This window comes from Mucilaginibacter mali, from assembly GCF_013283875.1.
Taxonomy (GTDB): domain Bacteria; phylum Bacteroidota; class Bacteroidia; order Sphingobacteriales; family Sphingobacteriaceae; genus Mucilaginibacter; species Mucilaginibacter mali.
The window spans coordinates 5425289-5445229 of the sequence record NZ_CP054139.1 but is presented as its reverse complement, the minus strand read 5'-3'; the positions used below and the strand labels follow the sequence as shown (position 1 = coordinate 5445229).

The following is a 19941-nucleotide window of genomic DNA, read 5'->3' as shown; positions in this document are numbered from 1 at the left end:
AGCTTTATTTCCGATAAGGCAGCCCCTTTCAGCAAACCAATAAACCTCCACTAATGCCATCATACATACTTGGGATAGATATCGGCACCGGCAGCACCAAAGCTGTGGCTATGGGTACCGGCGGCAACGTTTTAGCTACGGTTAAACAACATTATCCCATCCAACAGCCGCATGCCGGCCATAGCGAGCAAGACCCGGAGCAGATATACCAGGCTTTTATTAAATGTGTGGCCGATGTAGTTGGTCAGTTACGATCATCGCCCGAAGGCATCAGTTTTAGCTGTGTGATGCATAGCCTTATCCCTGTGGATGCTGATGGCAACGCCCTTGCCCCAATGATGACCTGGGCCGATACCCGTGCCGAACACATCGCGCAAAGCATTCGCGATTCGGTTGGGGGCGAGCATATTTATCGTACATCGGGCACACCCATACACCCCATGTCGCCGCTGTGCAAGCTGATCTGGCTAAAAGATAACCAACCGGAATTATTTAACAGCGCGCATAAGTTTATCTCGATAAAAGAATATATCTGGCATAAGGTGTTCGGTATTTTTGAGGTTGATTACAGTGTGGCATCGGGCAATGGCTTGTTCGATATCATCAGGCTGAAATGGAGCCGCGAAATCTGCAATTTTGCAGGGGTCGATTCCAATAAACTTTCCGAACCGGTTGATACCACCTACATCCGTTCGGGCATGAAGCCCGACGTGGCGGCGATTTTAAATATCCCTGCCGAAACTAAACTCATCATAGGCGCAACTGATGGCTGCTGCGCTAATTTGGGCAGTTTAGCCATTGCCCCGGGCACTGCCGCCCTCACTATTGGCACCAGTGGCGCGGTACGGGTAACCGGCAATAAACCTGTTTATAACTTCGGGTCGATGACGTTTAACTACCTGCTTGATGGTAAAACCTATATCAGCGGCGGGGCGGTAAACAATGGCGGCATTGCCGTAAACTGGCTGTTGAGCAGTTTTTTAAACATCACGGGCATCGGCAGTAAGGATTACGATAACCTGTTTAACGAGATTGCCCGCATACCTGCCGGCAGCGATGGGCTGGTGTTTTTACCCTACCTGTACGGCGAACGCGCCCCTTTATGGGATGCCGGGGCCAGCGGCGCCTACCTTAACGTGAAGCCCGTGCATACGCAGGCCCATTTCCTGCGGGCAGGTTTAGAGGGCATTTGCTTCACGCTGAAGGATGTATTGCAGACACTGGAAGCATCGGTACAAATAAACCAGCTGAATGTGAGCGGCGGTTTTGTAAGTTCGGATGTTTGGATGCAGCTATTGGCTGATATCACCGGCAAAACACTGGTGATGCTGCAACTGGAAGACGCATCGGCTATTGGGGCGGTGTACCTGGCCATGCAGGTGTTGTATCCCGGCACCGATCTCTCCGCTCCCGAACAGTTTAGCGTAGTAGAGCCTAATATGAGTAATCACCGGCTTTATGCCCAAACGTTCCCCATATTTAAACAGCTTTATGCCGATACCCGTGCATCTATGCGCCAGCTTAACCAATTAAATAATTAGCCGATATGAGTTTACTGTATATACTGCTGGGTATCGTGATCCTGCTGGTGCTCATCTTTAAAAAGATGAACCCGATGCTGGCCCTCCTCATCGTATCCATCATCACCGGTCTGCTGCTAAAAATGCCGGCCGATAAAGTAATGGCGTCCATCACCGCAGGCATTGGCAATACGCTGGGCAGCCTCATTATGGTATTAGCACTGGGCGCCATGATAGGTAAACTGGCCGAGGATTATGGCGCTGCCGAGCGTATTGTTTATGTGCTGATCAAATGGTTCGGCATAAAAAATATCCAATGGGCGGCTTTGCTTACGGGCATTTTGGTGGGTATCCCGCTGTTTTACAACGCGGGGTTTATTGTGTTGTTGCCATTGGCATTTAGTATTGCTTCGGCTACAGGCCTGCCTAAATTGTATGTGGGGATGCCCATGATCGCGGCCTTATCCATCACCCACGGCTTCCTGCCGCCACACCCCGGGCCGGTAGCGCTGGCATCCATCTTTCATGCTGATATTGGCAAGGTACTGCTGTATGGACTGGCCATCAGCATCCCGGTGGCTACGCTGGCGGGCGTATTTTTCCCGCGGTTGACCATCAGCATTAAGCATCTTAACCTAAATGATCATACTATTACGATCGACCCGGGTAAACACCTGCCATCGGCCACAAAAAGCTTCGCGATAGCGTTGATGCCGGTATTCCTCATTATTGCCGGCAATGTAGGTTCGCTGGTATTTAACGGGCAGATGGCTTACTATTGTAAAGTACTGGCCGACCCAACGCTGGCTTTACTGTTAGCTGTTTTAATTATCCTGCTGATATTACAGGTATCCCTAAAAAACGCCATGGAAAGTTGTGTGGAGGGCGCGAAGAATATCACCATGATCCTGCTCATTATTGCCGCCGGCGGGGCCTTTAAACAAATATTGATTGACAGCGGCGTGGGCGAACAGGTAAAAACCCTGGCCGAAGACTGGCATGCCTCGCCCCTTTTATTAGGTTGGGGACTGGCGGCCCTGCTGCGCATTACCCTGGGTTCATCAACCGTGGCATCGCTTACCGCGGCGGGTATTGTGCTGCCGCTTATTCATAACGGTACCCCGCCCGAGTTGATGGTACTGGCCGTTGGCGCGGGCAGCCTGATGTTATCGCACGTGAACGATACCGGCTTTTGGATGTTTAAGGAATACTTCGGCCTGTCGGTTAATCAAACGTTTCGCACATGGACGGCCATGGAGTGTATCATCTCTGTATCGGGATTGATTGGTGTAATGATATTGAACGCGGCGATATAACATCCGCTTGCTATATTGCGTACAAATTAGCGGGATAGCTATCTAACTAAACCTTATTGTTATTAAATGCAAAACAGCTGCAAAAAATTACTCATTTTAAGTATCGTTATATTCATATCGCAGGCATTGCGTGCGCAAAAGCTGGTGTATATGGGGATAGATCATATGTCGAAAGGTGTAAAGGAAGCCTTTTATGTGTTGCGCGATGATCCGCATGTTAAGCAGGGCGAGTACAAGCTTTTGCGACAGCGGAATTATATACCTATCTACAAGGGCTTTTATAAAAACAATCTGAAAGACAGCCTTTGGCGGGAATACGACATCCGTGAACAATTAATAGCAGAGGGCTACTACAAAGCGGGAGCAAAAACCGGCGTGTGGAAATATTATACTGATGAGGAGGTAACCGATGAGTATGATTTTAACAAGAGCCAGCTGACGTACCACCGGATCACCAATACCGATACTGTGCAGACCTATAAAATAATACAGGGCAGGGATACCTTATACAGCCGTGTGAGCCGGGCACCTATTTTGCTGGGCGACCTGCGGTGCCTTACCAATAAGTTTATCGATTTGTTTAAGGAGCCGCATGCCACTAAATTTGAAGAAGTAGAGGGAGCAGCTACCATCGCCTTTACTGTTGACGAGCAGGGGCACCTATCGGATTTTCACCTGATCAAATCGATAAAAAACATCGATAATGAAGCTATTGTTGCGCTTGTAAAGCAAACAGATATGATATGGTTGCCCGCTATGATGGATGGAAAGCCGGTTAAAAGCATTTGCAAAGTGCCCATCCGGTTGTTTTAGAGCTAATAACAAACAAGCCCCGTTAAATTCGGGGCTTGTTTGTTGATTTACTTTTTAGCAAGCGTATATTTCCCCCAGAAATCGGTTGGCGAAAACATGCTTTGCATAGCCGCGAACGCACCCGGAGGAGGGCCGCCCTGGCCGCCGCCGAAACTACCGCCGCCACCGTCAACACGTACAACATCAACACGCATTTCGCCGCCGCCGCGCGGTCCATCGCCGCCCATACCGCCACCACCAAACCCGTGGCCCCCATCGGGCCCCATGCGCATTTGTATGCCGTTTACTTTAATGTTATAAGCAAACTCTTTAGGGCTATCGGTTGATAGGCCAAGCGATTTTAATGGCACAGCCATCTCGTAAGTTAATGCCCCTTTGGCATCGTAACCAATGGCCGCCTTAATATTATACTCGTTATAAACCGAGATCACGCTATCGGCAATATCCTTAAAGCCGAACAGTTTAATTTCCTTAGCGGCATCGATAGTGGCTTTGTGCATACTTGCCAGTGTAGCCGAATCCATCTGGAACGGACGCCCACCGCCCATGCCGCCACCGGCCATACCGCCAACAACAACCACAGCGCCGGCCGGAGGACCGCCCTGACCACCTTGCCCGCCGGGGCGCTGAAATGCGCCGCGCATAGCGTTGCCATCAATCATGGGGTAAACCAGTTTAAAGGCGTCCTGCTCCTTCTTTTTATTGGCGGTATTAATGGTGAAACTGATACCGCCGGCGGTGATCTTACGGCTGGCCGTTTGGTCGGCCGTTTTTAATACCAGGTACAGGTAATTATCATCGTTGGTGATGGAGTAAGTAAGCAGCGTGGTTTTGTTCACCGCCTGGAAATCGTCGTTCCATTCGTTCAGTTTGCCGTCTATCTTAACATTCAGTGGCGCGCGTACGCTGCCCTCCTGTATGTTGCCTCCTTTTTGCGCGTATGCCGCAGCGCCTGTGCACAGTGCCATTGTTAGGCACATTGTTTTTAATTTGTTCATTCAGTTAAATTTGATCAGGGTCTATTGTGTAATTAAATTATATCCCAAAGCAAGCAGATAAATGCATTCAAAAAAACGAAGTAGACGACTGGTAACAAAAATGCGACAGAACGGGGTTTTTTGTAGATGAGAAATTCAGCTTAGTTTACGGAGGTTATTAAGCCACTGCATAAAAAAATCCTCTTGCTCTGCAATTGTACCAACAATTTCAATAGGGGCCGGGTCAAAAATGTATACCAAATCCTCCATCGAAGTTTTCTTTCCCATCTCAAAGCGATATGCGCTTAAACCATTGCTCATACTCCGGCTCATGCCTGACGGGCGAACATTTTTAGCAGCACCCTGGCATAATATAAACAACCCTTGCTCTTCCAGTTCTTCCCTTAGTGTGGTCAGGCAATCAAGAAAATCGGTACCAGGAATATCCATGAAATTAATACGGCTACTAATCATACTTAGTGTGGTGCTATTGTTATGATAAGCGGCAAATATATAAGCGTTAAATGTTACATCCGCCTTATCTGTTATTGTTACATCATGTGCGATCTCTATCATTGTGTGTTTTCTGATTACCCCGCCCAACCCTCTCTGTCCAAACTCCTGAAATGTATCGCCTCGGCCAAATGCTCCAGCAATATCTCCTCGCTGCCGGCCAAATCGGCAATGGTGCGGGCTACCTTCAGGATACGATCATAAGCGCGGGCTGATAAACCCAGTTTTTCCATTGCTTTTTTCAACAGGGCCTGCCCGGCGGTGCTGATCTTGCAGATATCGCGTACCATTTGCGGGCTCATCTGGGCGTTGGCATGCAGATCGGGCTTATTGCCGAAGCGCTCCTGCTGCACCTCGCGGGCTTTTATTACACGGTCGCGGATCAGTTCGCTCTTCTCGGCCAGGCGGTCGGACGCCAGTTCGTTAAAGTTTACCGGGGTAACTTCTACGTGCAGGTCTATCCGGTCTAAAAGCGGACCGGAGATCTTGCTCAGGTACTTCTGCACTACGCCCGGCGGACAGATACATTCCTTCTCTGGGTGGTTATAATAGCCGCATGGACAGGGGTTCATACTGGCCACCAACATAAAACTACTCGGGTAATCAACCGTGAACTTGGCGCGCGATATGGTTACGCGGCGTTCTTCCAGCGGCTGGCGCATTACCTCTAAGGCACTGCGCTTAAATTCCGGCAGTTCATCTAAAAACAAAACGCCGTTGTGCGCCAGCGAGATCTCGCCCGGTTGCGGGTTGCCACCGCCGCCTACCAAAGCCACGTCGCTAATGGTATGGTGCGGGCTGCGGAACGGCCGCACGGTTACCAGCGAGTCGGTTGCCGAAAGCTTGCCCGCTACCGAATGGATCTTGGTGGTCTCCAGCGATTCGTGCAGGCTCAAGGGCGGCAGGATAGATGGCAACCGCCGGGCCAGCATGGTCTTCCCTGCTCCCGGCGGACCGATCAGTATCACGTTATGGCCACCCGCTGCGGCAATTTCCAGCGCGCGCTTGATGTTTTCCTGTCCGCGTACATCGCTAAAGTCGCTGTCGTAATTGCTCAGGCTATCGAAGAATTCGTCGCGGGTGTTTACAACGGTGGGCTTCAGGTTGCCGTCGCCGTTAAAAAAGTCCACCACCTGTTTAATGCTTTCTACGCCGTATACTTCAATATCGTTTACAATGGCGGCCTCGCGGGCATTTTGCACGGGCAGGATAAAACCCTTAAAGCCGTCCTTTCGGGCTTGTATGGCAATGGGCAGCGCGCCTTTAATGGGTTGCAGGCTGCCGTCCAGCGAAAGCTCGCCCATGATGAGGTATTTATCCAGTTCGGTATCCTGCACCTGGCCCGAGGCGGCCAGTATGCCGGTGGCGATAGTGAGATCGTAAGCCGAGCCCTCCTTGCGGATGTCGGCAGGGGCCATGTTGACCACCACCTGCTGGCGGGGCATTTTGTAACCACAGTTTTTCAGTGCCGATTCGATACGGAAGTAGCTTTCTTTAACCGCTATATCGGGGAGCCCGACGATAAAATATTTGGTGCCGGCAGCGATATTCACCTCGATGGTGATCGTAATGGCCTGGATGCCATAAACCGCGCTGCCAAAAGTTTTTACTAACAATGTGCTAAAGTTTAATCAGCGAAAGATAAAGGCATTTTAGGGGATAAGCAAGAGCGGGACTGGCCACATGTAGAATCTTATCATAAAAACTTTTTCAGAAATTGAAAATATGCCCTGATCGTTTTCAATCCCGTTTGCCAATAATTATAGGCGCATAGTACACGAAACTTATACTGCGCCTTTTAGTGGCACTTTTGCGGTAATTAACATTAAAGAACTATTGGTTTTTGCTGTTTGCCGAAGCCCTGTTTTACAAAATATAATTTGGAGAGTTAGATAGATCTAAAAAAGCGGCTTTTGCGAAGATCGTACAATGGAATTGCAGCAATGGATGTTTGATACAATATACGAAAAATTGGGGAGATTAACTAAACTTATTTCTTGTAAGGAACGAGTATTTCCCCGTTTTAGCCGGCACTACACACCCGCGCCAATTAGCGATAGTGGCGTATACCCATCATAAGCGCATAATAGTAAAAGGATATAATATAATTGTGCCGGGAAATAAGCGTTTTTGTTAAAAAATATAACTATTAGATCAGACCAGAGACACGAAATATCGTGTCTCTACGGGAATATGCCTTTTTTATCTCCAGGCAAACAAATGTAAAGACACGATACTTCGTGTCTCCATAAATAAAGCCCGCAAAACCCGCTGTGCTCTCCGTGCTTCCCCCTATGTGTCCTCCGTGGTTAAATCACCACAATACCCATTGTTAACTTTTTTCAACAATTTCCACCACACCCCCTTGTAAATTAAACAAATAAGCGTATCTTTGCAGTCCCGAAAATACGGGGTATTAAAAACGTTTAATTAATTTAATTTAAAGCAAGTGAATACGTTAAGTTACAAAACTGTCTCTGCCAACAAAAAAACCGTTAACAAACAATGGGTTGTTGTTGACGCTGAAGGCGAGATCTTGGGGCGCTTGTCTACTAAGATCGCTATGATGATCCGTGGTAAACACAAGCCAGAGTTCACCCCGAACGTAGACTGCGGCGATAACGTTATCGTTATCAATGCAGACAAGGTAAAACTGACCGGAAACAAATTCAGCGATAAGACCTACGTGTCTTACACTGGTTATCCAGGTGGTCAGCGTTTCATTTCTCCTAAGGAGTTAATGGCAAAACATCCAACACGCGTAATTGAAAAAGCCGTGCGTGGTATGTTACCTAAAAATCGTTTGGGCCGTGCGTTGTATGGTAACCTGCATGTTTATGCCGGTGCCGAGCATCCTCATGCTGGTCAGAACCCTAAAGCCGTTTAACCTAATTATTAAAGGAGAAAAAAGAAAATGCCAACAACTAACACTTCAGGCAGAAGAAAAACAGCCGTTGCCCGCATTTACCTTACAGCAGGTAGCGGCGCAGTTACCGTAAATGGTAAAGATTACAAAGAGTACTTCCCAACATTGCCGTTGCAGTACATCGTTAACCAGGCTACCGAAGTATCGGGCACAGCCGGCCAGTACGATGTGCAGGTTAACGTTGCTGGTGGTGGCGTAAAAGGACAGGCAGAGGCCGTTCGTTTAGCCATTGCTAAAGCTATTGTTGAACTGGATGCTGAAAAGAAACCAGCGCTGCGTGCTAAAGGTATCATGACCCGCGATGACCGTATGGTTGAGCGTAAGAAACCAGGCCGCAAGAAAGCACGTAAGAGATTCCAATTCAGTAAACGTTAATATTTTAAGGAGGACACAACAATGGCAAGAACAACATATCAGGATTTACTGGATGCAGGTGTACACTTTGGCCACCTTACCCGCAAATGGGATCCAAAAATGTCTCAGTACATTTTTATGGAGCGCAACGGTATCCACATTATCGACTTGAACAAAACCTTAGTAAAGGTTGAAGAAGCTGCTACAGCTATAAAACAAATTGTAAAATCGGGCCGCAAGGTATTATTCGTAGCTACCAAAAAACAGGCTAAGGATATCGTAGCCGATTACGCGAAATCAGTAAACATGCCTTTCGTAACCGAGCGTTGGTTAGGTGGTATGTTAACCAACTTCGCTACCGTACGCAAGTCAATCAAAAAGATGTCTAACATCGATAAACTGACTAAAGACGGTACTTATGGCAATCTTTCTAAAAAAGAGCGCCTGATGATACAGCGTGAGCGTATCAAATTAGAGAGCCTGTTAGGCGGTATCTCTGATCTGAACCGTTTACCTGCGGCTTTATTCCTGATCGACGTGAAGAAAGAGCACATCGCTGTTTCTGAAGCATTAAAATTAAACATCCCAACCTTTGCAATGGTTGATACTAACTCTGATCCTTCAAACATCGATTTCCCTATCCCTGCTAACGACGACGCTACAAAATCAATTTCATTGATCACCGGCGTTATCATCCAGGCGATACAGGAAGGTTTAGACGAGCGCAAACGCGAGAAAGAAGACGAAGCAGAGAAAGAAGCAGTAGCGGCAAAAACTAAAATTGATGCCCCTGCAACTGAAGCCCCTGCCGAAGGTGGTAAAAGGAAACGCGTAACTGCTGAAGTTGAAGCTGCCCCGGCTGCTGATGCTCCTGAAGCTACAGAAGAGTAATTAAATATAGTCGTAAGTCTTAGGTCGTAAGTCTTATAGACTTCGCGAACTTTAGACTTACGACTTTTATTTTAAAAGAAATATTGGGTTAACAGTTGATTTGCAAATTGTAACCCGTAAACATTACAACATTTAAAACACAAAAAAATGTCCACAGTACAAATTTCTGCATCGGATGTAAATAAACTGCGCCAGCAAACTGGTGCCGGTATGATGGATTGCAAAAAAGCTTTAACCGAAACTAACGGTGATTTTGAAGCTGCAGTCGATTTTTTAAGGAAAAAAGGCGCTAAAGTTGCCGCCAGCCGTCAGGATCGCGACAGCAACGAAGGTGTTGTTATTGCGCGCACCAGCGCCGATGGCAAAACCGGCGTGATCATCGAATTGAACTGCGAAACCGACTTCGTGGCTAAAAACGCTGATTTCATCGCTTTCGCCAATTCAATTGCTGACGCCGCTGTTGAGCAAAATCCAGCTAACCTTGAGGCTTTAAACCAGGCTACTGTTAATGGTACTGCTATTGCTGAAGCTTGCATCGAACAAACCGGTAAAATCGGCGAGAAGATCGGTGTATCTAAATACGAAGTTGTTACCGGCGATAAAGTTGTTGCCTACATCCACGGTAACTACCGCTTAGGTGTATTGGTTGCTTTAAGCGCTGATGCAGCCGGTGCTGAAGAAGCCGGTAAAGACGTAGCTATGCAAATTGCCGCGATGAACCCTATCGCTATCGATAAAGATGGTGTTGACGCTTCTACTATCGAGCGTGAACTGGAGATTGCTAAAGACGTGATCCGCCAGGAAGGCAAACCAGAAGAAATGGTTGAAAAGATAGCTGCCGGTAAACTGAACAAGTTTTACAAAGACAGCACCCTGTTAAACCAGGAGTTTGTTAAAGATTCATCTAAAACCGTTGCTCAGTTTTTAGCGACAGTTGAAAAAGGCCTTACCGTTACCGCCTTTAAGCGAGTAGCTTTAGGAGCTTAATATTTAAATCCCCCCTCACAATGTGAGGGGGGATTTTTTTTGACCTTTTGTTTTGTGCTCCGCGACAGCAAAACAGCTTCCGGGCGAAAGCGGGCAGAACTGGGTGCCCTGTGCCGCGGGAAAGGGCATTAGCTTGGTGCCCGAAGCGAAGGGCTTGCGAGTGCGAAGCAGGGGCATCAAGGTTCGGCCCTGTGGTTCTGCCCGGTTTGCAGGGCAAAGGCCACGCGCGGCAAAGGAAGCATTTTTGCTGTCTTGAATTTTTGTTACTTTTTTTTAAAGAAAAAAGTAATAGGCCACTGCGGCTATGAGCAGACGAACTTTCATTACTAACTGACCTGAGAACTACGAGATTGCCGCGCTATCGCTCGCAATGACAAATTGGTAAAAGCAATTATGCAAACAGCCTTCCATAACGCCCAGATCATCACCAACGGTGAAACCATCACCGGGAAAGCCGTATTGATAGCAAACGGCAAAATAGCAGCCATTTTACCCGATACAGATATCCCCGCAAATGCCAAACGCATCGACCTTAATAACGCCTACCTTGCTCCCGGCTTGATAGACCTGCAAGTGTATGGCAGCGGTGGCCAACTATTCAGCGGTGCGCCTTCTATCGAAGCGCTGCACCAAATGGAAACCGACTTTTTGAAACAAGGCACCACCGGTTTTTTAGCTACCGCGGCAACCAATACCAACGAGGTAATAGAAAGGGGCATACTTGCCGGCAAAGCTTATGCTAAACAAGCTATAGGCAACTTTTTAGGCTTGCATATTGAAGGCCCTTACTTTAACCCCAAACGTAAAGGCGCGCACCCCGAAGAATTTATCCGCAAGGCTGCACTGGCCGAAGTAAAAAGATGGATAGAGATGGGCGAAGGCGTAATCAAAATGATTACCCTTGCACCTGAACTGCAAGACGAGGAGGTAATAGATTACCTGCACAGCCAGGGCGTAATTGTATCTGCCGGGCATACCGATGCCAGCTATGAACAAGCTTCGGCTTTTTTTGATGGCCGGATAAAAGCCGCAACGCATTTATTTAATGCCATGCCGCAAATGCATCACCGCGCGCCGGGCATTATCCCCGCCATTTTTGAAAAGCAACCATACACCAGCATCGTAGCCGACGGCATACACGTAAGCTACCCTATGATAGCTATGGCCAAGCGCCAACTGGGCGATAAGCTGTTCCTGATTACCGACGCAGTTACCGAAACCAATGAGGGCACCCATCAGCACCGCTTGAACGGCGATCATTATGTAATGAACGGAACGATATCGGGTTCGGCGCTTACCATGCTTAAAGCCATAAAAAATTGTGTAGATAAGGCCAACATTTCGCTGCCCGACGCCGTTAACATGGCAAGCTTGTATCCCGCGCGGTTGGCAGGCTTAAAAGATAAGGGAAAAATAGAGGCTGGTTATATTGCAGATCTACTGGTATTTAACAACAATTTTGAAGTGCAGCATGTTGTGCTTAACGGCGAATTAACATCGCCGAGATAAAATTTTAACAATAATTATATTTATATATTTTTGCCAAAATCTCACCCTGATGAAATACAAAAGGATATTACTGAAATTAAGCGGCGAATCGCTGATGGGCGAACGCCAGTACGGTATCGACAATAACCAGGTATTGCAATACGCCCATGATATTAAAAACGTGCACGATAAAGGTATCGAGATTGCATTGGTTGTTGGTGGCGGTAATATCTTCAGGGGCTTGAGCGCCGAGAAATCGGGCATGGAGCGCGCCCAGGCCGATTATATGGGTATGCTGGCCACGGTAATTAACTGTATGGCCATGCAAAACGCCCTGGAGACCATCGGTGTGGAAACCCGCCTGCAATCGGCCATTAAAATGGAGCAGATCTGCGAGCCATACATACGCCGCCGGGCCATGCACCATCTGCAGGAAGGCAAGATCGTGATCTTCGGTGCCGGTACTGGTAACCCATATTTTACTACCGATACCGCCGCCTCGCTGCGCGCTATCGAAATAAAAGCCGATGTAGTGCTAAAAGGCACCCGTGTTGACGGCATTTACACCGCCGATCCGGAGAAAGACCCATCTGCCACCCGTTACGATGAGATCAGCTTCCAGGAAGTATACGATAAAGGCCTTAACGTAATGGATATGACCGCCATTACCCTTTGCCAGGAAAACAAACTGCCGATCATTGTATTTGATATGAACAAACCCGGTAACTTTATGCAGATTGCCGAAGGTAACCCTATCGGTACGCTGGTGAAGTAGGGCTTAGCTGAGATTAGTGATTGGTTGATTAGAGATTAGTTTCATTGACATAAAACAAAAAGAGCGGCTTAATGCTGCTCTTTTTGTTTTAGAATATATTGGGAAAAATGAGTATTACATCACATTAACGAATCTTCGGTAGCCAAAGGCTCCTGCTGACCAAGGTGTGCCTTTATCTTGCTTTCAACTATCAGCGCCAGTTCGTTAGCGGTGGCGCTGCCTGGTTCTATGGGTTCTAAAACCTCCCAGTGCATGGCTATAAAGGTATTCAACGGGAACTGTCCGTATTGTACTACCTTCCACGAGTTGCTGATAGCTACCGGTACGATCAGGGCCTCCGGGCACTTCTTCAGCAGTGCGCCAAGTCCGCCGCCCTGGAACATCTTTACCTTGCCGTCCTTACCCCGTGTCCCCTCAGGGAATATCACTGCCGACCATTTGTTTTCGTGCATGCGGGTGCCCAGCTTTACCAATTCGCCAATAGCCTGCCGGTTATCCTTCCTGTCGATATTAGCGCCGCCGCCATGCTGCAAATTAAAGGAGATGGACGGGATGCCCTTAGCCAGCTCTATTTTAGAAATAAATTTGGCGTGGTATTTACGCAGGTACCAGATAAGCGGGGGAATATCATATGTACTTTGGTGATTAGCCATAAAAATTATCGGGCGGCCCACCGGCAAGTTTTGCTTATTAACAAAGGTTACGGTATTACCCAGCAGGTAGTAGCTGCCTTTTAAAAACCAGTTCAGTATATCAACCGAGCGTTTGTGCGCCTTGTAACCAAACCAATGGAAGCACACCCACTGTATGGGATGAAATATCAACAATGCCAGCCCGAAGCCGATATAATGAATAGGTGAAAGTATATAGCCTAAAAGTTTTCTCATGAAGCCCCCGGCCCCCCTAAAGGGGGAGTGATTTTAATTTTGAAGCAAATATAACAAGTTTTGAATACAGCAGGTATTCTGCTCCCCCTTTAGAGGGCCGGGGCTTGGCTATAACTTCCCCTCCATAATCATCAGTTGCACTTTCAATACCGCGCCTACGGTTATCGAATCTTTGATCTCGCCACGGCAAACCATATCATATACTTCACTAAACGGCACCTTCTTTACAATCAATTGCTCGGTATCTTCAGGTTCAGCTTCAAACTGTGCCAGGCCGCGGGCAATATAAACAATGCTCAATTCATCACTTACCGAGTTAGAAAGGTGCATGCGCAGCACTTCCTTCCAGTCGGTCGCTTTCAAACCGGTCTCTTCCAGCAGTTCGCGCTTAGCCGAATCAAGCGGGTCTATCCCCAGCAAACCGCCGCCTTCGGGTATCTCCCAGCTATATTCATCGGGAGCAAAGCGATACTGGCCCACCAAATAGGTATTCATATCCTCATCAAGCGGTACAATGCCAATGGCTACCGTATGGAAATGTACCTTGCCATAAATACCCGGGTTGCCCGATGGGTTGATCACCTGGTACTCGGTAAGGGCTATCCATGGGTTGGTATATATCTCTTTTTCGGATACTATTTTCCAGGGGTTGTCTTCGGGATGTTGCATGGTGGTGAAAATAGAGAAGAATGTGGAAATAGCTCTGAAATATTCTGAATGAATTTAGATCAATACATTCGATTTTATATCCCCTATCACATCTCTGGCAGGTGTACCCAAACCGGCATCTACCTGTTGGATACTCTTTGATAATTTATCCTGCATTGATTTCGATAGGGTATCCCAGCCATTATCTGCCGAATCGCCTTTAAGGTAATTAGTTACCAGCGCGTGCAGGTCTTCCAACTGGTGAACATCTGCATGGTCTATCTTATCATGCAGGTCAAATTTTATGGCCTCTGTTTTCATACTAACGGTTAAAACAAATATAATAATTATAAAGTTCAATTGACTATCGACTTATTTTTATCATTCAACTGTCATTATATCAGTGTTTTAACAATTAAATGTGACACTATTTGAAATGCGCCTATTTAACCTTACCTTTGCAGCCGATTTGACAATGTTGTCAAATACGTTATTTTAATTCATGAACCCATTTAGTAATCTTGGGATCCGTCATGATATTGTTAATGCCATCTCTGAGTTAGGGTTTGAAAACCCAACGCCAATCCAGGAACAGTCGATCCCGGTATTGTTAACAGGCAGCAACGATTTTGTCGGATTAGCCCAAACCGGGACCGGTAAAACTGCTGCCTTTGGCCTGCCTTTGTTAGAATTGCTTGATTTCGAAGAAAATCATCCGCAAGCACTTGTACTGTGCCCCACACGCGAACTTTGTTTACAGATCACCAACGATCTGAAAAATTATGCCAAAAACATGCGCAACGTAAATGTTGTAGCGGTATATGGCGGCGCTAGTATCTCAGATCAGTTACGCACCATCAAACGTGGCGTACAAATTGTTGTGGCTACACCCGGCCGTATGCTGGATATCATTAACCGTAAGGCTATTGATTTTTCGGCTGTGCAGTATGTAGTTTTAGACGAGGCTGATGAAATGCTTAATATGGGCTTTCAGGAAGATATTGATAGTATCCTGTCAACCACACCCGACGAGAAAAAGACCTGGTTATTCTCGGCCACTATGCCAAGCGAAGTACGCCGCATAGCAAAAAAATACATGGACAACCCATTTGAGTTGACCATGGGCGAAAAAAATACCGGCAACGCCAATATCGAGCACGAGTACTATGTAGTGCGTGCCCGCGATAAATATGCCGCCTTTAAACGTATAGTAGATTTCAATCCCGAGATATTCGGTATTGTTTTTTGCCGTACAAAAATTGAAACGCAGGAAATTGCCGAGTCTTTAATTAAAGATGGCTACAATGCCGATAGCCTGCACGGCGACCTTTCGCAGCAACAGCGCGATAAGGTAATGAAACGCTACCGCGAACGCAGCCTGCAGCTGTTAATTGCTACAGACGTTGCCGCCCGTGGTATCGACGTTAACGACGTTACACACGTTATTAACTACTCGTTACCGGATGAGATAGAGAACTATACCCACCGTAGCGGCCGTACCGCGCGTGCCGGTAAAACAGGTGTATCTATCGCCATCATCAACTCGAAAGAGTTGGGTAAGATCCGCCAGATAGAGCGTGTTATCGGTAAAAAATTCATTAAGGCCGAGATACCTACCGGTTTTGATGTTTGCGAGAAACAACTGTTCGCCCTGGTACATAAGGTGCACAATGTAGAAGTGAACGAGCAGCAGATTGAACAATACATCCCGCGCATTATGGCCGAATTTGCCGACCTGAGCAAAGAGGATGTAATTAAGCGTTTTGCTTCGCTGGAGTTCAATAGCTTCTTAGAATATTATAAGAACGCGCCAGACCTGAACGCCCCTGCCGACGACCGCTTTGGTAAAGAGCGCGGCGAGGGTGGCGAAAAATTTGCCCGTACCGGTGTACGCGGCGATTTTACCCGCCTGTTCATTAACCTGGGTTCGGTAGATGGCTTTAGCCGTGGCGATTTGCTGGGTTACATTTGCAACACCACAAAGATCAGCGGCCGCACCGTTGGTAAAATAGATGTTAAAGGTGTGTACTCGTTCTTCGAGGTACCGCATGATGAGGTAGAAAAGGTTCAGTCGGGCTTTAAAAGCGCCGATTTCCAGGGTCGCGAAGTTCGTATTGAAATTGCCGGCGAGGGCGTAAGTGAGCGCCGTGATGGTGGCAACCGTGGTGGCGAGCGCAGAAGCTATGGCGGCAACAGCGGCGGTGGCTTCCGCAGGGATGGTGGCAACCGCGACCGTGATAACGGCAACCGTGGCGAACGCAATTTCTACAACGGCGATAAGCGCGATGGCGGTAACTCGGGTGGCGGTTTCCGCGATTTCTCGGGCAAACGCAAAGAAGACCGTGGCGAACGCCGCAGGCGCTTCTAAAAAAGTATGCATGAGTTTTCGGCGGATTGTAAGATCGCCCGCCGTAAAACCATCCATTATAATAAGATCAGTTTTTAGTTTAGTTTAACAAAGCCTCGGTGCGTAAGCAGCGGGGCTTTTGTTTTTTGTGCCCCGCTGTAAGCGAACGGTCACTGTTCGGATACGATACAGGCAGAGCAGCCTGTACCACGCATAAAAATCTTATTATTAGCTACTTAAATAGATGGCATCATATTTTCTATTATCACCGCATTACCTTAACTATTATTCAATGAAAACACCCCTGCGCATCGCTTTATTTGTTTTAGCATCAGCATTTTCGCTGCCTTTGTTCGCCCAGCAAGGAACGCCGGGGAACCTGGCTGCCGATTTTGTACAACGCCAGCGCGATACCGCCCGGCATTTATACAACAAAGACCACGCTACAAAGCAGGATATTGAGCAGGGCATCGGTGTGCTGAAACGCTCTATCAGATTTTTGGATAGCCCGGCTATTAAAAAAATGGCCGAAACCAATATGTATTTAAAGTTCCGCCGATCAGACGTGCTGCGTGAGATGGTATACGCCTATGCCAAAAACGGGCAGAACGATTTGGCTACCGCTACACTAACTGAGCATTATAAGGAAGGGACTTCCTTTTATATTATAGAGATGCTGGCTGATTCGGCCTTTATACAGTTAAAAACCGATCCTAAGTTTATGGCTGTGATAGACCATTACAAGGCACGTTCGGGACTATGGGCAGGGGACGCCTTTAAAACGCCTTATAAGGCAGATCTGTCTGCTACCGAGAAGCTGGCGGGTTTGTCATTGCTATGGGCGCAGGCCAAGCTTGGTTTTGCTTATTTTGACAGGCTAACCGTAGACTGGAACCAAACCTATCTTGATTATATCCCGCAGGTACAAGCCACCAAAAGCACGTTGGAATACTACAAGGTGCTGCAAAAATTTTACGCCCAGTTGCATGACGGGCACACTAATGTTTATTTCCCCAAAGAACTGACAAACGAGATCTATTCCCGCCCACCTGTGCGGACCGAATTGATAGGCGGCCATGTTTATATCACCAAAGTAGTTAATGATAGCCTGCAAAAAACCGGCATAGTACCCGGGCTTGAAGTGATCAGTATAGACCACCAACCGGTTAAGGCATATGCAGATGCTAACGTAAGGCCATTCCAAAGCAGTTCGACCCCGCAGGATTTGGATCAGCGTACCTATACCTATATGTTGTTGGCGGGGGCTGCATCCAAACCCATAAATCTCGAACTTAAAGATAGAAAAGGAAAGATATTTACGGCTACAATCCCGCGTTCGGGTTATCCTAAAGTAGCGCCGTTACCAGCTATGGAATACAAGGAACTGAACGGGATCGGCTACCTGGCTATCCATAATTTTGAGGATGATAAGATTGTTAAGCAATTCGATTCGCTATTTACCCAGGTACAAAAAACCAAGGGCCTGGTGATTGATATCAGGGATAATGGCGGCGGCGACAGTGGCATAGGCAACCAGATATTAGCTTACCTTACCGATAAACAATTCGATCTGTTCTCGCATAGCCAGGTTACTTTTAACGCGCTGAACAAAGCCCCGGGGCAGCCCGAACCTAATATGCTGGGCAACGGTGTAGCGATAGAGTATCCCAACAAAAAACATTATTATAACAAACCGGTAACCCTGCTCATCAACGCGGCCACCTTCTCGGCCGCCGAGGATTTTGCCGTTGCTTTTGATGCAATGAAGCGAGGCAGCATTATTGGCCAGCCAAGCGGCGGTAGCACCGGGCAGCCTTTGCGCCTTACCCTACCCGGCGGCGGCACCGCCCGCTATTGCGCCCGCCGCGAAACATATCCCGACGGTAAGGAATTTGTGGGTGTAGGTGTAATTCCTCAGATAGTTGTGGAGAAGAATATTAATGATGTTTATAATGGCACAGATAGCGTGTTAAAAAAGGCGCTGGAGGTATTGAAATAATCTGTTACTTGAGTGTTTGGGCTAAAGCCACCCTTTGGTCCGCTTATTATCCGTTGGTTAAAACCAACGGAAATGAAATAAACAATCCTATTCATTGCCGTCCCATTTATGGGACGGGCTTAATGTAAAAACAAAAGGCTTTAGCCACAAATGGAATCGATACAAGTTCGGCAGGATGTCATGGTGAACCTGTCTAACCATGGTGGGTCGGCCTAAGCACGCAGTCTTCGACAAGCTCAGACTGACAGTCTCATTCTAATCACATCACCCCATTACGCTTACGGATAAACGGCAGCAACTCATCTATCGGTTTTTGGATAATCTTGCCTACATGGATATGGTGGCGGCTGCACTGGCGTTTCAGTTCATCGCTAAAATGCCAGGCAATGGAGCCAACAAAGTGGCATTTATACTGGTGATATTGGGGATAGCTCTTAATGTTGGTCTCGATGAACTCTAAAAAAGCCGAGTTTAGTACATGCTGACCGTATTCGGTATGTTGTATCTTGTTCAGAAATTTGGCAAATGATGCCAGGTAGGAATTGGCACGAGGCTGCTGGTAGACATTGCGGATGATGGTGGCCTTATCCAAATGATAATCATCGCGAAACATATCGTGAATAGCTGCCGGCATCTTGTTGTACATGTAATCGGTTACCAGGGCTTTGCCCAACCACGATCCCGAACCCTCGTCGCCCAAAACATAACCCAGGCCATGCTTGCCTTCGGCCACGTCTTCACCATCAAAAAATGAGATGTTTGAACCAGTACCCAGCACACAGCACAACCCTTTCTCGCGCCCGCAGGTGGCGTACGCCGAACCCAACAGATCGCTATCAACACTGATAAAGGCTTTTGGGAAAACCTGGCTCAGGGCGTTTGATACCATCTCGTGCCGGTCGGGGCTGGAACAGCCTGCGCCGAAAAAATAGATCTCCGTAACCTGATTGGCTATAGCTACCAACCCGGGCAACTGATCGTGCACCTTTTTGGCGATCTCTTTTTCGGTTAAAAAGTAAGGGTTTAGTCCGTCTGTACGATATTCAACAGGGTCGGTGCCGGGTTTGTCCAGCAGCCAGTCGGTTTTTGACGAACCACTATCAGCAACTACGATCATGCACTCAGCTCTTCCAGTATTTTGTGGGTAAGCGGCTTGTGGATGAACTGGGTGATGTATTTGTTCTCGATTGATTTTTTAAGATCGGTAGGATCAAGCGACGACGAAAGCATAAATATTTTGGCTTTCTTCACCTCATCATTCAGCTTATCGTATTCCTGCAAAAATTCAAACCCGCTCATCATCGGCATCCGGATATCCAAAAATATCACATCGGGTTTAACGCTGCCATCTCTTAACGAATCGATAGCATCGGCAGGCGATTGCCGCACAATAACTTCATCGGCAAAATGCCCGCTTTCCAATATCCTGCGGGTGACAAAATTATCAATGTAATTGTCATCAATCAGCAAGCATATTTTATAAGTGGCGGGCATAATCAT

19 protein-coding genes are annotated in these 19941 nt (G+C 47.4%); 11 read left to right on the top strand and 8 right to left on the bottom strand.

Going from position 1 to position 19941, the window contains the following annotated elements; genetic code table 11:
- The first annotated feature begins 53 nt into the window (after positions 1-53).
- From HQ865_RS23120 to HQ865_RS23110, 3 genes are all read left to right on the top strand, one after another.
- Entirely contained in the window at positions 54-1541 is a 1488-nt protein-coding gene (locus HQ865_RS23120; RefSeq protein WP_173417178.1) for a gluconokinase, read from the top strand.
- A gap of 5 nt (positions 1542-1546) precedes the next feature.
- Complete coding sequence (locus HQ865_RS23115; RefSeq protein ID WP_173417177.1) at positions 1547-2836, top strand: GntT/GntP/DsdX family permease; 1290 nt, start codon at positions 1547-1549, stop codon at positions 2834-2836.
- A gap of 66 nt (positions 2837-2902) precedes the next feature.
- Positions 2903-3649 (top strand): energy transducer TonB, encoded by a 747-nt coding sequence (locus HQ865_RS23110; RefSeq protein WP_173417176.1) that lies wholly within the window; start codon positions 2903-2905, stop codon positions 3647-3649.
- A gap of 47 nt (positions 3650-3696) precedes the next feature.
- Here HQ865_RS23110 and HQ865_RS23105 read toward each other — a convergent pair whose 3' ends face one another.
- The 3 genes from HQ865_RS23105 to HQ865_RS23095 all read right to left on the bottom strand — a co-directional run bounded on the left by HQ865_RS23105 (position 3697) and on the right by HQ865_RS23095 (position 6755).
- Positions 3697-4617, bottom strand: a complete 921-nt coding sequence (locus HQ865_RS23105; RefSeq protein WP_237073557.1) for a DOMON domain-containing protein — start codon at positions 4615-4617, stop codon at positions 3697-3699.
- 165 nt (positions 4618-4782) lie between these two features.
- Positions 4783-5202 carry a hypothetical protein gene (locus HQ865_RS23100; RefSeq protein ID WP_173417174.1) on the bottom strand — a complete coding sequence of 140 codons (420 nt, stop codon included), beginning with the start codon at positions 5200-5202 and terminating at the stop codon, positions 4783-4785.
- Between the two features lie 14 nt (positions 5203-5216).
- On the bottom strand, positions 5217-6755 hold the full coding sequence (locus tag HQ865_RS23095; protein WP_173417173.1) for a YifB family Mg chelatase-like AAA ATPase: 1539 nt from the start codon (positions 6753-6755) through the stop codon (positions 5217-5219).
- An 833-nt stretch (positions 6756-7588) separates the two neighbouring features.
- Between HQ865_RS23095 and rplM the strand changes: the two genes are divergently transcribed.
- The 6 genes from rplM to pyrH all read left to right on the top strand — a co-directional run bounded on the left by rplM (position 7589) and on the right by pyrH (position 12560).
- Positions 7589-8026 carry a 50S ribosomal protein L13 gene (rplM, locus tag HQ865_RS23090; protein ID WP_173417172.1) on the top strand — a complete coding sequence of 146 codons (438 nt, stop codon included), beginning with the start codon at positions 7589-7591 and terminating at the stop codon, positions 8024-8026.
- A gap of 27 nt (positions 8027-8053) precedes the next feature.
- Positions 8054-8440: a 30S ribosomal protein S9 gene (gene rpsI / locus HQ865_RS23085; RefSeq protein WP_173417171.1), complete on the top strand. Its 387-nt coding sequence runs from the start codon at positions 8054-8056 to the stop codon at positions 8438-8440.
- 21 nt (positions 8441-8461) lie between these two features.
- Positions 8462-9310 carry a 30S ribosomal protein S2 gene (gene rpsB, locus HQ865_RS23080; protein ID WP_173417170.1) on the top strand — a complete coding sequence of 283 codons (849 nt, stop codon included), beginning with the start codon at positions 8462-8464 and terminating at the stop codon, positions 9308-9310.
- 147 nt (positions 9311-9457) lie between these two features.
- Positions 9458-10297: a translation elongation factor Ts gene (tsf, locus tag HQ865_RS23075; RefSeq protein ID WP_173417169.1), complete on the top strand. Its 840-nt coding sequence runs from the start codon at positions 9458-9460 to the stop codon at positions 10295-10297.
- 393 nt (positions 10298-10690) lie between these two features.
- Positions 10691-11806: an N-acetylglucosamine-6-phosphate deacetylase gene (gene nagA, locus HQ865_RS23070; RefSeq protein ID WP_173417168.1), complete on the top strand. Its 1116-nt coding sequence runs from the start codon at positions 10691-10693 to the stop codon at positions 11804-11806.
- Between the two features lie 49 nt (positions 11807-11855).
- On the top strand, positions 11856-12560 hold the full coding sequence (pyrH, locus tag HQ865_RS23065) for a UMP kinase (protein ID WP_173417167.1): 705 nt from the start codon (positions 11856-11858) through the stop codon (positions 12558-12560).
- Positions 12561-12679: 119 nt separating this feature from the next.
- On the opposite strand, the gene HQ865_RS23060 is transcribed toward pyrH, so the two are convergent.
- From HQ865_RS23060 to HQ865_RS23050, 3 genes are all read right to left on the bottom strand, one after another.
- Entirely contained in the window at positions 12680-13447 is a 768-nt protein-coding gene (locus tag HQ865_RS23060; RefSeq protein ID WP_173417166.1) for a lysophospholipid acyltransferase family protein, read from the bottom strand.
- 108 nt (positions 13448-13555) lie between these two features.
- Positions 13556-14116: an NUDIX domain-containing protein gene (locus tag HQ865_RS23055; RefSeq protein WP_173417165.1), complete on the bottom strand. Its 561-nt coding sequence runs from the start codon at positions 14114-14116 to the stop codon at positions 13556-13558.
- Between the two features lie 54 nt (positions 14117-14170).
- Positions 14171-14416 carry a hypothetical protein gene (locus HQ865_RS23050; RefSeq protein WP_173417164.1) on the bottom strand — a complete coding sequence of 82 codons (246 nt, stop codon included), beginning with the start codon at positions 14414-14416 and terminating at the stop codon, positions 14171-14173.
- A gap of 181 nt (positions 14417-14597) precedes the next feature.
- Here HQ865_RS23050 and HQ865_RS23045 point away from each other — a divergent pair, with 181 nt between their 5' ends.
- Entirely contained in the window at positions 14598-16463 is a 1866-nt protein-coding gene (locus HQ865_RS23045) for a DEAD/DEAH box helicase (protein WP_173417163.1), read from the top strand.
- A gap of 271 nt (positions 16464-16734) precedes the next feature.
- Positions 16735-18441, top strand: a complete 1707-nt coding sequence (locus HQ865_RS23040; RefSeq protein WP_173417162.1) for a S41 family peptidase — start codon at positions 16735-16737, stop codon at positions 18439-18441.
- Positions 18442-18700: 259 nt separating this feature from the next.
- Here HQ865_RS23040 and HQ865_RS23035 read toward each other — a convergent pair whose 3' ends face one another.
- Together HQ865_RS23035 and HQ865_RS23030 are read right to left on the bottom strand one after the other, a co-directional pair.
- A complete protein-coding gene (locus HQ865_RS23035; RefSeq protein ID WP_173417161.1) occupies positions 18701-19558 on the bottom strand; it encodes an N-acetylglucosamine kinase in 858 nt (285 codons plus the stop codon).
- On the bottom strand, positions 19555-19935 hold the full coding sequence (locus HQ865_RS23030) for a response regulator (protein ID WP_173417160.1): 381 nt from the start codon (positions 19933-19935) through the stop codon (positions 19555-19557). The genes HQ865_RS23035 and HQ865_RS23030 overlap by 4 nt, the downstream gene beginning before the upstream one ends.
- Positions 19936-19941: the final 6 nt, after the last annotated feature.